We start from the raw sequence: 13,432 nt of genomic DNA, 5'->3' as shown, positions 1-13,432 counted from the left end.
CCGGTATCGCGGGAGTGCCACTCGCGTGGCCGCCCCCGGCCACGCGCGCGTAGTGAGCCACAAGCTTATGTTCGACCGGCGCGGGGACGGCTACCTTTGTCGGGTGAACTTCGATGCGTACGCGCGAACCGCGGTTGATCTCGTGAACGCGGAGCTGGGTGATCTCGCCGGACTGCGGGCCCTGTTCGCCGACGAGCAGGCCTGGATGCGCGACGAGGTCGTCGAGAAGGACGTGGCGATGTTCCGCCGCGCCCAGCGTCGCCTGCGCGAGGTCTTCGAGTACGGCACGTCCGGCCGCGACGCCGACGCCGTCACGGAACTCAACGCGCTGCTCGAGATCTTCCCCGTGCAGCCCCGCATCTCCGGCCACGACGCCGGCGACTGGCACATGCACGTCACCAGCCGCGGCTCCTCGGTGAGCGCGGAGTATCTGGCCGGCGCGGTCTGGGGCCTCTCGGTGTGGCTGTGCGAGTACGGCAGCGCCCGCTTCGGCATCTGCGCCGACGAGCGCTGCGGCAACGTCTATCTGGACACGTCGTCCAACAATTGCCGGCGCTTCTGCTCGGAGCGCTGCGCGACCCGCTCACACGTGGCCGCACACCGCGCCCGCAAGAGGGCCGAGCTGGCCGGCTCCGCTCCGCTCCGCGAGACCCTCACGCCCGCGTGATCGCCGGAGTCGACGACTCCGCCGGCGCGAGGTGTTTGCGGGCGAACTCGAGCGACTCGCGGAGGTCCGCCTCGCGGACCGCGCGGCTGGCGGCCTTGCGCGTCGAGACCTCCAGCGCCACCGAGCCCTTGAAGCCGCGTGCCGAGAGCGAGCGCAACAGCTCGGCGCAGGGCTGATTGCCCCGGCCCGGCACCAGGTGCTCGTCGCGGCCCTCGCCGGTGCCGTCGCCCAGATGCACGTGCTTGAGGGCGGAGCCCATCTTGTCGGCCATGCCGAGCGCGTTGATCCGCGACGCGGCACAGTGCGACAAATCGAGCGTGTACGCGTCGAAGCCGGTCTCGGTCGGGTCCCAGCCCGGGGTGTAGGGCACGAACCAGCGGCCCGCCATCTTAACCGGGAACATGTTCTCGATGGCGAAGGCCAGGTCGGGATGCCGCGCCTGCACCTTGGCCAGCCCGGCGGCGAAATTCTTGGCGTAGTCACGCTGCCAGCTGAACGGCGGGTGCACCACAACAGTGGGGGCGCCGAGCGTCTCGGCGAGCTGGGCGGCCCGGTTGAGCCGTTCCCACGGGTCGGGGCTCCAGACCCGCTGGGTGACCAGCAGGCAGGGGGCGTGGACGGAAAGCACGGGCAGGTCGTAGTGCTCGGACAGACCTTTCAGCGCGCCGGCGTCCTGGCTGACGCGGTCGGTCCACACCATGACCTCGAGCCCGTCGTAACCGACCGTCGCGGCCATCTCGAACGCGGCGGCCGTCGGCTCGGGGAAGACCGACGAGCTGGACAGAAGCACGGGGACACGGGAGCTCACGCCCTCAAGCGTAGACCCGATCGTCGCGTACGCCGCCTCCTCGACCGGGTATATGCGGCCATACCGGGCGTCAGCGCGGCTTTGGTCACCTGCGCGCGTACGCTGTCGCGAGTGAGCCGCCGTACCCCGATCCGCATCACCCTCGACCCCGCGGCAGCGGAACGCCCCGCCGAGGTCGACCTCGACTTTCCTCGTGAGTGGATCGAGTTCCTCGACCCCGATGACGAGAAGCACCTCGTACGGGCCGACCTGACCTGGCTGCTGTCCCGCTGGACCTGCGTCTTCGGCTCGGCCTGCCACGGCATCGTGGCCGGTCGCGCGCAGGACGGCTGCTGTTCGCACGGGGCGTTCTTCACCGACGCCGACGACGAGAACAGGGTCAAGGCCGCCGCCCAGCGGCTGACCCCGGAGAACTGGCAGCACTACCGCCGCGGCTTCAAGAACTACACCGAGGTGGACACGATCGACGGAGCCAAGCCGGCCCGGCGCACGGCGATCCAGTCCACCGACGGGCCGTGCGTGTTCCTCAACGACGCCGACTTCGCCGGGGGCGGCGGCTGTGCGCTGCACGCCCAGGCGCTGCGCGACGGCAAGCACCCGCTGGAGTACAAGCCCGACGTGTGCTGGCAGTTGCCCGTACGCCGGGAACAAGACTGGATCAAGCGCCCGGACGGGTCGAAGGTGCTGCAGTCGACGCTGGCCGAGTTCGACCGGCGCGGCTGGGGGCCGGGCGGGCACGACCTCGACTGGTGGTGCACCTCGTCGCCCGAGGCCCACGTGGGCAGCGACCCCATGTACATCTCGTACGCGCCCGAGCTGATCGCGCTGATCGGCCAACCGGCGTACGGGAAATTGGCCGAGCTGTGCGACGCCCGGCTCAAGGCCGGCGTGGTGGCGGTGCACCCAGCGACCGCGGCGGCCGAGGGACCCAAGAAGCGCGGCGGACGTGAGCCCGCCGCACCCCCGAAGTCGTAGCGGGCCGGCCTAGGGCTCGAACTTGTAGCCCAGGCCGCGCACCGTGACGATGTAACGCGGCGCCGAGGGCTCGGGCTCCACCTTGGAGCGCAGCCGCTTGACGTGCACGTCCAGGGTCTTGGTGTCGCCGACGTAATCGGCGCCCCAGACCCGGTCGATCAGCTGGCCGCGGGTGAGCACCCGGCCGGCGTTGCGCAGCAGCAGTTCGAGCAGCTCGAACTCCTTGAGCGGGAGCTGCACGCCGGCGCCGTCGACGGTGACGACGTGCCGCTCGACGTCCATCCGGACCGGCCCGGCGGCCAGCGTCGGCGTCGAGACCTCAGCGGCCTCGGTGCCCTGACGGCGCAGCACGGCCCGGATCCGGGCGACGAGCTCGCGCGGTGAATACGGCTTGGTCACGTAGTCGTCGGCGCCGATCTCCAGGCCGACGACCTTGTCGATCTCACTGTCCCGGGCGGTGACCATGATGATCGGCACGGCGGAACGCTGCCGCAGCTGACGGCACACCTCGGTGCCGGACATCTCGGGAAGCATGAGGTCGAGCAGCACGATGTCGGCACCGGTCCGGTCGAACTGCGTCAGCGCCGAGGTCCCGGTCGGGGCGACCGACACCTCGAAGCCCTCCTTGCGCAGCATGTACGACAGGGCGTCGGAGAACGACTCCTCATCCTCGACCACGAGCACGCGGGCCAATGTGGTTCCTTCCATCTTCCGGTTGCCGGGACTAGCGTCCGGCCGAACCGGACTCGATCTCAATTGCCGTCGGTAACGGCAAGGGGGCTTCGGGGGGTCGTGCCGGTAGGCGCAAAGTGAACGTCGAGCCGTCGCCCAGGCTGCTGGTCACGCTGACCCGGCCCCCGTGGTTGGTCGCGATGTGCTTGACGATCGCCAGCCCCAGGCCCGTCCCGCCGGTGGAGCGGGAACGCGCCTGGTCGGCACGGTAGAAACGCTCGAAGATGCGGTCGACGTCGTGGGGCGCGATGCCGATGCCCTGGTCGGCCACATCGATCTCGACCCAGTCGTCGTCCTGACGCAGGGTGAGCTCGACCTTGGTGTCCTCCCCGGAGTACGCGATCGCGTTCTCCACCAGGTTGGTCACCGCGGTGGCGACCTGGCTGTCGCTGCCGTAGACCGTGCCGCCCTTGGGGCCGTTGTAGACGACCTCGATCGTCTTGGCCGACGCCGTGGTGCGGGTGCGGTCGATCACCTCGGCGATCACCCAGTCGACCGAGACCGGCTCGGGGGTGGGCAGCGGCTCCGCGCCCTGGAGCCGGGTCAGCTCGAGCAGCTCACTGACCAGACGACCCATGCGGGCCGACTCGTGGTGGATGCGCTCGGCGAACCGCCGCGCGGCCAGCAGGTCCTCGTTCTGCGCCTCGGCCGGGTCGGCCGCGGGCAGCTCGGTCGCGTCGAGCAGCGCCTCGGCCAGCAGCTGGAGCGCGCCGATGGGGGTCTTGAGCTCGTGGCTGACGTTGGCCACGAAGTCACGGCGGACCCGGGCCAGCCGGTGCGACTCGGTGACGTCGGCCGCTTCGACCGCGACGTGCGTCTGGTTGAGCGCGACGGCCCGCAGGTGCAGCCCGAGCGGAGCCTGGGCGGCACCGGCCCGGCCCCGGGGCAGGTCGAGTTCGACTTCCCGCCGTACGCCCGTGCGCCGCACCTGGCCGGCCAGCGTGCGCAGGATGGGGTGGGCCGCGATCGTGCCCGGCGCCCCGCCCGAACGCAGCAGGCCCATCGCCCGCGCGGCCGGGTTGACCAGCACCGGGTGGTCCTCAGCGTCGAGAACCACCACGCCGACCCGCAGCGAGTCGAGGCTCTTGCGACCGAGCCCCTTCATGCCCTGCTTGCCGGTATGCGGCTCGTCGGTGTCTATGGCGCGTCCCCCCTCGTGCGGCCGGTTTCGGGACTTTTCGCCCGGCCTCGGCGACTGGCGGGCACGGGTGATCAACACGCCCCCGGCCACGCCGATGACGAGCGCGGCGAGAATCAGCGGGATGCCGTACGCCAGGTCCACGGTGCGATCGTAGGGTCATTGTTTACCTGGCTACTACCATGATCCGGACAAACCGGGCGCGTGTCGAATAATGTTCACCACTGCGCCCGGCGTCGTTCATCGCTGTTCACGAGAGCGCCGCCAGGCCCGCATAGTTTGTAGACCAGCCCAAGGTCGTGCCCCCGCTACGGGACGGCCCCACCGAACCCCGGGACGAGGACATGCGCGAGGAGTTTCAGGCCGATCTCAACGAGGTCAGCCGCCTGATGGTCACCATGGCGGAGGCCGTCCGAGAGGCGATGCGTAAGGCGACCAAGGCCCTGCTCACCGCCGACCTCAAGGCGGCCGAGGCCGTCATCGAGCGCGACCACGAGGTCGACGAGCTCAACAGCCAGGTCGAGGCGAAGGTGGCCGACACCATCGCCCGGCAGGCCCCGGTCGCCTCCGACCTGCGGATGGTCATCACGGCCCTGCACATCTCGGCCGACCTGGAGCGGATGGGCGACCTGGCCGAGCACGTGGCCAAGACGGCCAAGCGGCGGCACCCGTCGCCCGCCGTGCCGGCCGAGCTGCGCCCGGTCTTCCAGGGCATGGCCGAGGTGGCCGACCAGATGGCCGAGAGCATCGCCAACCTGCTGGCCAAGCCCGACGCCGAGCTGGCGGCCAAGCTGGAGCACCAGGACGACGAGATCGACGAGCTGGAGCGCAAGCTCTTCAAAATCATGCTGGACGACGACTGGCCGTACGGCGCGGAGACCGCGATCGACGGCGCGCTGCTGGGCCGCTTCTACGAGCGGTACGCCGACCACGCGGTCAACGTGGGCGAGCAGCTCGTGTACCTGATCACCGGAGAGCCGGTGGGCGACCAGAGCTGAGCCAGTCGCTCGCCTGGTCGCGCAGAGGCCGGGACGCCACGGGGGCGTCCCGGCCTCTTGCCGTCCAGCTTTTCTAGCGGCCCTGGTTGGCGACCGCAGCCGCCGCTTCCTTGGCCGCCTCGGGGTCGAGGTATTCGCCGCCCGGCTTGAGCGGGCGCAGGTCGTCGTCGAGGTCGTAGCGCAGCGGGATCCCCGTCGGGATGTTGAGCTTCGAGATCGCCTCGTCGGAGATGCTGTCGAGGTGCTTCACGAAGGCCCGCAGCGAGTTGCCGTGCGCGGCCACCAGCACCGTCTTGCCGGCGCGCAGGTCCGGCACGATCTCGTCGTACCAGTAGGGCAGGGCCCGCACCAGCACGTCCTTGAGGCACTCGGCCTTGGGCTTGGCCTCCGACGGCAGGAAGGCGTAGCGCGGGTCGTCGAACTGGGAGTATTCCGAGCCGGCCTCGATCGGCGGCGGCGGCACGTCGTAGGACCGGCGCCAGAGCATGAACTGCTCCTCGCCGTACGTCTCGAGGGTCTGCTTCTTGTCCTTGCCCTGCAGGGCGCCGTAGTGACGCTCGTTGAGCCGCCACGACCGCTTCACCGGGATCCAGTGGCGGTCGGCGATGTGCAGGGCGATCTCGCTCGTCCGGATGGCGCGGCGCAGAACGCTGGTGTGCACCACGTCCGGCAGCACGCCGCTCTCCTTCAGCAGCTCGCCACCACGGCGGGCCTCGGCCTCTCCCTTGGCGTCGAGGTCGACGTCGACCCAGCCGGTGAAGAGGTTCTTGGCGTTCCACTCGCTGTTGCCGTGTCGCAGCAGCACCAAAGTCCCTGTCATGGCCTCCATCCTGCCGCAGGCCCTTTCCCCGCGGGCCGCGACCCCGAAGTGGTGACCACCACATGGAAACCCGGTTGCGGCGGCACCTAGGTTGTAAGGGAATAAGGGCTCGGCGCTACTTACGGGGGAACGACGTGCGGGTTTGGTTCGACCAGGCCGTGGGGGGCTTGCCCCGGCAGTTCTGGCTGCTCTGGACCGGCACGCTGATCAATCGCCTGGGCTCGTTCGTGGTCATTTTCCTGGCCATCTACCTGACCGCCGACCGGCACTTCTCGCAGAGCCAGGCCGGCCTGGTCATCGGCCTCTACGGCGTCGGCGGCGCGCTCGGCACGACGCTGGGCGGCGTGCTGGCCGACCGCTGGGGCCGCAAACCCACCATGCTGACCGCCCAGTTCGGCGCGGCCGCCCTCATGCTGGCGCTCGGCTTCGCCCAGCACTACCCCCAGATCCTCGTCGCGACCTTCGCGCTCGGCCTGTTCAGCGAGGCCGTGCGGCCGGCCTTCTCGGCCATGATGGTCGACGTCGTGCCCGAGGCCGACCGGGTGCGGGCCTTCTCGCTCAACTACTGGGCCATCAACCTGGGCTTCGCGCTCTCCGCGGTCGGCGCCGGGCTCGCCGCCAAGGTCGACTATCTGCTGCTCTTCGTCGTCGACGCGGGCACGACCCTGGTCACCGCCGTCATCTGCCTGATCTTCATCCGCGAGACCCGGCCCGCCCGATCCCCCGGCGACTCCCGGCCCCGCCACTCGGGCGGCATGATCGCCGTGCTGACCGACCGCGTCTTCATGGCCTATCTGCTGGTCTCGCTGGGCGGCATCGCCGTGATGATGCAGCACATGTCGACGCTGCCGATCGCGATGACTGCCGAGGGCCTGTCGGCGGCGACGTACGGCTGGGTGATCGCGGTCAACGGCGTGCTCATCGTGCTCGGGCAGCTGTTCGTGCCCCGGCTGATCGGCGGCCGCGACCCGGCCCGGGTGCTCGCGCTCGGTTCGCTGATCATCGGCGTGGGCTTCGGGCTCACCGCGTTCGCCCACGCGTCCTGGTTCTTCGCGCTCAGCGTGGTGATCTGGACGCTCGGCGAGATGATTCAGTCGCCCAGCAACGCGACCACCGTCGCCGCCCTCTCCCCGGCCTCGATGCGCGGCCGCTACCAGGGGCTCAACTCGCTCAGCTGGTCGGCCGGCACCGCGCTGGCCCCCGTGATGGGCGGCCTGACCCAGGAACACCTGGGCAACACGGCCCTGTGGATCGGCTGCTTCCTCGTGTGCGCGCTGGTCGCGGCCGGTCATCTGATGGCCGGGCCGAGCCGGCAGCGGCGAATGCGGCAGCTCGCGCCGGCTACGACCTTCGAGCCGCCCGCGCCCGTCCCGTCGGTCGCCGAGCCGGTGGCCGACGCTCCGGCCGAGCTGCCCGCCAGGTAACGTCCGATCAGTTAAGACGGTTGCCTATTGCGGGAGTTCCGGGTGCGGGCATGGCTGCGTGACACGGCCGGCGGGCTGTCCGCCACGTACTGGTATCTCTGGACCGGCCTGCTGATCAACAAGGTCGGCGGTTTCGCGATCCTGTTCCTCTCGCTCTACCTGACCTCGCAGCGCGGCGCCGGGACCGCGCAGGCGGGGCTCATCGTGGGGACTTACGGGATCGGAGGTCTGGCCGGGACCCTGGCCGGGGGCGTCCTGACCGACCGCTGGGGCCGTCGCCGTACGCTGCTGGCCTCGCACTTCGGCACCGTCGCGGCGCTGGTCGCCCTGGCCCTGAGCAGCGAACTCGTGCTGATCGCGGTGCTCTGCACCCTGCTCGGGGTGGCCCAGTCGATGGCCGGCCCGGCGTTCGTGGCCGCGATCATCGACGTGACCCCCGCCGAGAACCGCTCGCGCGCCTTCAACCTGCAGTTCTGGGCGCTCAACCTGGGGCTGGCCGGGGCCTCGCTGCTGGCCGGGCTGCTCGCCCAGTGGAGCTACCTGGGCCTGTTCCTCATCGACGCGACGTGCACCCTGGTCACCGGCCTGCTGATCGCCTGGAAGGTGCCGGAGACCCTGCGCCGCCCGGTCACCATTACCCGGGCCGGGTTCGGCACCGTCCTGAAAGACCGGATCTTCCTGGTCTTCGTGGCGCTGACCCTGATCCAGGCGCTGATCTACACCCAGAGCCAGACCATCGTCCCGCTGGCCATGCACGCCGACGGACTGTCCCCGTCCGCGTACGGCTCGGTGGTCGCCCTCGGCGGGGCGCTGATCGTGCTCGGGCAACTCTTCGTGCCCCGGCTGATCGACGGCCGCCGCAAACATCGGGTGCTCGCGCTGGCCCTGCTCGTCGACGGCCTCGGATTCGGGTTGCTGGTGGTGGCCGACCACCTCGCCGTCTACCTGCTGGCCGCGGTGATCTGGACGGTCGGCAGCATGCTGGCCGCTCCACCCAACGCCGAGATCAACTCGGAGCTGGCCCCCTTGGCGCTGCGCGGCCGCTACCAGGCGGTGTTCTTTCTGACCTTCCCCGCCGCGTCGTTCCTGGCCCCCGCCCTGGGCGGCGCCGGCCTGGAATTCCTGGGCGACGCCCACTGGCTCGTCGTGGGCGCACTGGGCGCGGCCGCCGCGGGCCTGCACCTGTGGGCGGGGCCACCACGGGAACGCCGGGCCGCCGCCATCCGGGCCGACACGTCGGTGACCGCAGACCTGCGATAGAAGGCGGCGTATCGGCCTGGCCCCAGCCGGAGTCGACGCAAACGGATCGGGCCGGCACCTCCACCCAGGTCCGGTACGGGTGCCGCGGCAGCACCGGCTTGACCGCCGGACAGCCCTGGCATCCTCGTGGCGCCGACGGTGGGAGTGTCGCGCGGTGGCGGCTTCAGCGCGGGGATGTCAGGTTGCGCTCGAACCACGTGCCCTGCTTGCCGCCCAGATCGGCTGGGGTGGCCGGGCCGGCCGGGGCAAATCCGGCCTTGGTCAGCACCCGGCGGGAGGCGACATTCTCGTGGGCGGTGGCCGCCCGCAGCTTGTGCAGGTCGTGCCTGGTCGCGGCCAGGGTGCACAGTTCGCGGACGGCCGCGGTGGCGATGCCGCGGCCGGAGACGTGCTCGGCCACCCGATAGCCGAGGTCCGCGGAGTGGTTCTCGATGTCGTACAGGTTGAAGCGGCCGATGACCGTGCCGTCGTCGTCGACGAGCACGTAGAACGCGCACACGCCGGCCGCCTGCTCGGCCAGCAAGGCCGCGTGCCGCTGGGCGAACCCGTCGAAGTAGCCGTCGCCGCGGTCGGTGACCGAGGCCGCGAAGTAGGCACGGTTGGCCCGCTCGAAGGTCAGGACCGCGGCGGCATGATCGGCGCGCAACGGCTGCAGCTCAGGCATGGCCCGACCCTAGTGACAGAAAAAGACGGCCCGGAAGGCCGTCTTCGCTTGGCACCGGCGGCGGCGGACGACGCCCATCCCCATAGGCGTCGCCCGCACTAACCGCCGGTCTCGGGTCGCGCCGTCCCCCAACGGCATATGCCACCCGTCCCCAAACGTCGGCCGCGGCGATCGTCTCCGATCAACCAGTTCCCCGAACTAACGGTCCGACGTCCATTGATTACGCTAGTTGGGGCAGTCAAGGCAGACAAGCCAACTGGCTGTCCGCCATCTGTCTGCACCATCACAGTCATCGACAATTGGCCGATCGGCGGATGACCTGTCCCACATCCGGCCTACCGAATTGGTCGGATAAGGGTCACTCGTCGGGGTTCTCGAGCTGGAAGAAGTTGCTGCGCCCGCCGCCCGACCGGCGCTCCTGGTAGATGAAGTTGAGCCGGCGCTTGTCGAAGGCCTCGAACCACTCGGCCCAGCTGACCTCCACCAGCCGATCCCCGGAGTAGCCGGGGAAGTCGAACCGCAGCACGCCCAGGTGACCGTCGTGCTGGGTGCCGGCGACGGTGGACGGCACGGCCTTGCGCGCCTTGGCCCACTGCCGGATCACCTCGTGGTCGGTGGTGACCAGGCTGCGCCCGTCGCGCTCGGGCCGATCGGAGGTCGACGTGATCTCCTGCGAGTAGTCGACGGACGACGAGGTCTTCTTGCCCGTACGCTTGCCGCCCGAAGTGCCGGCCTTGGCCGACGCGGTCTTCTTGGCCGACGTGCCGGTCTTGGCCGACGTGCTCTTCTTGGCCGACGTACCGGTCTTTCCCGATGTGCCCGCCTTCGCCGACGAGCTCTTCTTGAGCTCCGCCTTGACGAATCTCTCGACCAGCTCGGGCTTCTTCATGTCGGCGGTGCCCTTGACGCCTCGACGGGCCAGCTTGGTCCGCAGCTCCGAAGCCTTCATCCGCGAGATCTTGGTCTCGCTCACCTCGGGGGTGTTCGGGGTGTCGTTGCCGCTGGTCGGATTCTTGCTTCCGGAGCGCTTACCCGAAGTCGCCTTGACCTCGGCCTTGATCAGCTTGTCGACCAGCTCGGGTTTCTTGAGGTCGGCCGTGCCCTTCACGCCGCGACTCTTCAGTTCGCGGCGCAGGTCGTCGACCTTCATCCGAGCGATCTTGCTCTCGCTCACGTCGGGGGTGTTGGGGGTGTCGTTGCGGCTGGTCCGGTTCTTGGCTGTCTTGGGGGCGGCCACGCCACTCACCTCTCCTGATCGGCGTATTCCTATCCCCGCTCCACTACCCGGAACCGGACCGATGAACCCGCGCAAAGAGGACGGTCAGTCCTCGGGGGAGGGCGCGAGGTGCTTGAACGCCTGCAGGTTGGCCAGCGACTCGCCGCGCTTGACCCGCCACTCCCACTCGCGCCGGATGGACGTGCCGAAGCCGATCTCCAGCATCGTGTCGAACGATTCATCGGCGTACGTCAGAACCGACCCGAGGAGCCGGTCGAGCTCGTCCTCGTCGAGGCCGCCGAGCGACACCCGCCCGGTGAGGTAGACGTCACCGGCCGCGTCGATGGAGAACGAGACCCCGTACATGCGGGCGTTTCTGCGCAGCAGCCACGCCCACAGCTCCTCGTGCCGCTCGTCGGGACGGCGCATGACGAATGCCTCGATGCGCAGCGCGTGCTCGCCGGCGATCAGGTTGACCGCGGTCTTGAGCTTGTGCGTGCCGGGCAGCGTGACGACGTAGGCGCCGGGGCCGGTGCTCTCCCACTCGAGCTCGCGGTCGGTCAGCACCTTCTCGATCAGATCGGTCACCATGCGTACGCCTCCAGGCGCTCGGCGATCAGGGCGCGGTGCTCGGTCACCGCCCCACGGTAGACGGCGAGCAACCCCTCGGCCGTACGGTCCCAGGAGAAGCCGGCGGCGTGCGCGACCGCCCCGGCCGACAGCCGCCGGAGTTCACGCGGCGCGGCCAGCAGGTCGTCGAGCCGGTGAGCCCACTCCCGCGGGTCGTGCCCGTCGACCAGCACCCCGCTCACCCCATGACGTACGGCGGTGACCAGCCCACCGACCGCGGCCGCCACCACCGGCGTGCCGCAGGCCTGCGCCTCCAGCGCGACGAGCCCGAACGACTCGTTGTAGGACGGCACGGCCACCACGTCGGCGCTGCGGTAGAGGGCGGCCAGCCCGGCGCCGTTCTGCGGGGGCAGGAAGACGACCCGGTCGCTGACCCCGAGCGAGGCAGCCAGCTCGATCAGTGCGCTCGGCCGGTCGAGCCCGGAGCCGCTCGGGCCGCCGCAGATGACCAGCCGGGAGTCGGGCGCCATGTCGGCCAGCGCCGAGACCAGCACGTCGGGTGCTTTCAGGGGCTGGATCCGGCCCACGAACGCGACCACCTTGCCCCGCTCGGGCAGCCCGAACCGGGCCCGGTCGGCCGGGCCGGGACAGAACCGGCCGAGGTCGACGCCGGGCTGCACGACGGCCGTGCGGGCCGGGTCGGCGTCGTAGTAGGTCACCAGGTCCTGCGCCTCGAACCGGGTGTTGGCGACCAGCCGGTCGGACTCGGCGATCACCTGTTCCTCGCCGATCACCCGGGCCTTGGGCTCGGGGCGGTCACCGGCCGCGATCAGCCTGTTCTTGACCTTGGCCAGGGTGTGCGCCGTGTGCACGTGCGGCACGCCCCAGCGTTCCCGGGCCAGCCAGCCGACCTGCCCGGAGAGCCAGTAGTGCGAGTGGATCAGGTCGTAGTGACCCGGTGGACGGGCCGCCTCGGCCCGCAGCACGCCGTTGGTGAACGCGCAGAGCTGGGCGGGCAGCTCCTCCTTCGACAGCCCCTCGAACGGGCCCGACGTGATGTGCCGGACCGTGACGCCGGGAGTCATCTCGACGACGGGGGGTAGTTCGCTGCGGGTGGCGCGGGTGAAGATCTCGACCTCGACGCCGAGGCGGGCCAGCCGCTTCGACACCTCGACGATGTACACGTTCATGCCGCCGGCGTCGCCGGTGCCCGGCTGCTCGAGCGGGGACGTGTGAACCGAGAGGGTGGCGATGCGCCGCGGGGTCGGCCATTCTGCCACGATTTCGCCTCCTGGACCTGGGTCGCGCAAATTGTTGCGCAGTCACTAATCTTCCCCGCCCGGACCCGCTGAACCACCATGCCGCCGGTCGGGGGTGACTCAAGTCATCGGGAATCATGGGGGGATGCAGAACATCGCAGTGGTGACGGGCGCGTCGAGCGGCATCGGGGCGGCCACCGCCCGCCGCCTCGCGACCGAGGGATTTCACGTCGTCGCGGCGGCCCGGCGGGCCGATCGGCTGGCCGCGCTGGTCGCGGAGATCGGGCCCGCGGCCACCGCGGTCGAGTGCGACGTCACGTCCGACGAGTCGGTGGCGGCGCTGGCCACGGCGGTGGGCGGTCTCGGCGGCCCGGTGACGCTGCTGGTCAACAACGCGGGCGGCGCGCAGGGGCTCGACCCCGTGGCGGCGGGGGCGGTCGACGACTGGCAGTGGATGTACGACGTGAACGTGCTGGGCACCCTCCGGACGACCAAGGCGCTGCTCCCGGCTCTGGAGGCGAGCGGGGCGGGGACGATCGTGACGGTCGGTTCGACCGCGGCGTTCACGGTCTACGAGGGTGGTGGCGGCTACACAGCGGCCAAACACGCCCAGACGGCCCTGGTCGGCACGCTGCGGCTGGAACTGTCGGGCAAGCCCGTACGGGTCATCGAGGTCGATCCGGGCATGGTGCGCACCGACGAGTTCTCGCTCAAGCGGTTCGGCGGTGATCAGGCCCGGGCGGACGCGATCTACGAAGGCGTACGGGAACCGCTCGTGGCCGACGACATCGCGGACATCATCGCGTACGCCGCGACCCGCCCCCAGCACGTGAACCTGGACCGCATCGTGGTGCGTCCCATCGCGCAGGCGGCCCAGCACAAGGTGCACCGGGAGAAGTAG

Annotated in this window: 14 protein-coding genes; 6 read left to right on the top strand and 8 right to left on the bottom strand. The window is 70.3% G+C overall.

The genetic code is table 11. From position 1 onward, the window contains the following. Positions 1–103 precede the first annotated feature (103 nt). Positions 104–667: a CGNR zinc finger domain-containing protein gene (locus BKA14_RS33855; RefSeq protein ID WP_184954830.1), complete on the top strand. Its 564-nt coding sequence runs from the start codon at positions 104–106 to the stop codon at positions 665–667. Here the strand turns inward: BKA14_RS33855 and BKA14_RS33850 are convergent. Beyond that, positions 654–1,475 carry a sugar phosphate isomerase/epimerase family protein gene (locus BKA14_RS33850; protein WP_184954829.1) on the bottom strand — a complete coding sequence of 274 codons (822 nt, stop codon included), beginning with the start codon at positions 1,473–1,475 and terminating at the stop codon, positions 654–656. The genes BKA14_RS33855 and BKA14_RS33850 overlap by 14 nt on opposite strands. Positions 1,476–1,586: 111 nt before the next feature. On the opposite strand from BKA14_RS33850, the gene BKA14_RS33845 reads away from it, so the two are divergent. Next, positions 1,587–2,450: a DUF3109 family protein gene (locus BKA14_RS33845; RefSeq protein WP_239092590.1), complete on the top strand. Its 864-nt coding sequence runs from the start codon at positions 1,587–1,589 to the stop codon at positions 2,448–2,450. Between the two features lie 9 nt (positions 2,451–2,459). Here the strand turns inward: BKA14_RS33845 and BKA14_RS33840 are convergent, their stop codons facing one another. Both BKA14_RS33840 and BKA14_RS33835 read right to left on the bottom strand, forming a co-directional pair. Next, positions 2,460–3,143, bottom strand: a complete 684-nt coding sequence (locus tag BKA14_RS33840; protein ID WP_020512993.1) for a response regulator — start codon at positions 3,141–3,143, stop codon at positions 2,460–2,462. Positions 3,144–3,174: 31 nt separating this feature from the next. Continuing rightward, entirely contained in the window at positions 3,175–4,464 is a 1,290-nt protein-coding gene (locus BKA14_RS33835) for a sensor histidine kinase (protein ID WP_184954828.1), read from the bottom strand. 200 nt (positions 4,465–4,664) lie between these two features. Here BKA14_RS33835 and phoU point away from each other — a divergent pair, with 200 nt between their 5' ends. Then, complete coding sequence (phoU, locus tag BKA14_RS33830; protein ID WP_184957130.1) at positions 4,665–5,318, top strand: phosphate signaling complex protein PhoU; 654 nt, start codon at positions 4,665–4,667, stop codon at positions 5,316–5,318. 73 nt (positions 5,319–5,391) lie between these two features. Here phoU and BKA14_RS33825 read toward each other — a convergent pair whose 3' ends face one another. After that, positions 5,392–6,138, bottom strand: a complete 747-nt coding sequence (locus BKA14_RS33825) for a phosphoglyceromutase (RefSeq protein ID WP_184954827.1) — start codon at positions 6,136–6,138, stop codon at positions 5,392–5,394. Positions 6,139–6,272: 134 nt separating this feature from the next. Here BKA14_RS33825 and BKA14_RS33820 point away from each other — a divergent pair, with 134 nt between their 5' ends. Next, a complete protein-coding gene (locus tag BKA14_RS33820) occupies positions 6,273–7,562 on the top strand; it encodes an MDR family MFS transporter (RefSeq protein WP_239092591.1) in 1,290 nt (429 codons plus the stop codon). Positions 7,563–7,604: 42 nt separating this feature from the next. Beyond that, positions 7,605–8,822 carry an MFS transporter gene (locus BKA14_RS33815; protein ID WP_184954825.1) on the top strand — a complete coding sequence of 406 codons (1,218 nt, stop codon included), beginning with the start codon at positions 7,605–7,607 and terminating at the stop codon, positions 8,820–8,822. Positions 8,823–8,985: 163 nt separating this feature from the next. Here BKA14_RS33815 and BKA14_RS33810 read toward each other — a convergent pair whose 3' ends face one another. The 4 genes from BKA14_RS33810 to mshA form a co-directional block, all read right to left on the bottom strand. After that, positions 8,986–9,486, bottom strand: coding sequence for a GNAT family N-acetyltransferase (locus tag BKA14_RS33810; RefSeq protein WP_184954824.1), 501 nt, complete (start codon positions 9,484–9,486; stop codon positions 8,986–8,988). A 358-nt stretch (positions 9,487–9,844) separates the two neighbouring features. Continuing rightward, positions 9,845–10,723 carry a hypothetical protein gene (locus tag BKA14_RS33805; protein ID WP_239092592.1) on the bottom strand — a complete coding sequence of 293 codons (879 nt, stop codon included), beginning with the start codon at positions 10,721–10,723 and terminating at the stop codon, positions 9,845–9,847. An 84-nt stretch (positions 10,724–10,807) separates the two neighbouring features. Then, positions 10,808–11,293, bottom strand: coding sequence for a type III secretion system chaperone family protein (locus BKA14_RS33800; RefSeq protein WP_184954823.1), 486 nt, complete (start codon positions 11,291–11,293; stop codon positions 10,808–10,810). Continuing rightward, entirely contained in the window at positions 11,287–12,552 is a 1,266-nt protein-coding gene (gene mshA, locus BKA14_RS33795; RefSeq protein ID WP_184954822.1) for a D-inositol-3-phosphate glycosyltransferase, read from the bottom strand. Before mshA ends, BKA14_RS33800 begins: the two co-directional genes overlap by 7 nt. Before the next feature lie 124 nt (positions 12,553–12,676). Here mshA and BKA14_RS33790 point away from each other — a divergent pair, with 124 nt between their 5' ends. Continuing rightward, the gene (locus tag BKA14_RS33790) at positions 12,677–13,432 is read left to right on the top strand and encodes an SDR family oxidoreductase (protein ID WP_184954821.1); all 756 of its coding nucleotides are present in this window, start codon (positions 12,677–12,679) and stop codon (positions 13,430–13,432) included.

It is taken from the genome of Paractinoplanes abujensis (assembly GCF_014204895.1).
Classification (GTDB): domain Bacteria; phylum Actinomycetota; class Actinomycetes; order Mycobacteriales; family Micromonosporaceae; genus Actinoplanes; species Actinoplanes abujensis.
This window is presented reverse-complemented; position numbering and strand designations above follow the sequence as displayed.

Coding starts and splice junctions, on each gene's coding strand:
- BKA14_RS33825 (WP_184954827.1), bottom strand. CDS start 6,138: ATGACAGGGACTTTGGTGCTGCTGCGACACGGCAACAGCGAGTGGAAC.
- BKA14_RS33810 (WP_184954824.1), bottom strand. CDS start 9,486: ATGCCTGAGCTGCAGCCGTTGCGCGCCGATCATGCCGCCGCGGTCCTG.
- BKA14_RS33800 (WP_184954823.1), bottom strand. CDS start 11,293: ATGGTGACCGATCTGATCGAGAAGGTGCTGACCGACCGCGAGCTCGAG.
- phoU (WP_184957130.1), top strand. CDS start 4,665: ATGCGCGAGGAGTTTCAGGCCGATCTCAACGAGGTCAGCCGCCTGATG.
- BKA14_RS33790 (WP_184954821.1), top strand. CDS start 12,677: ATGCAGAACATCGCAGTGGTGACGGGCGCGTCGAGCGGCATCGGGGCG.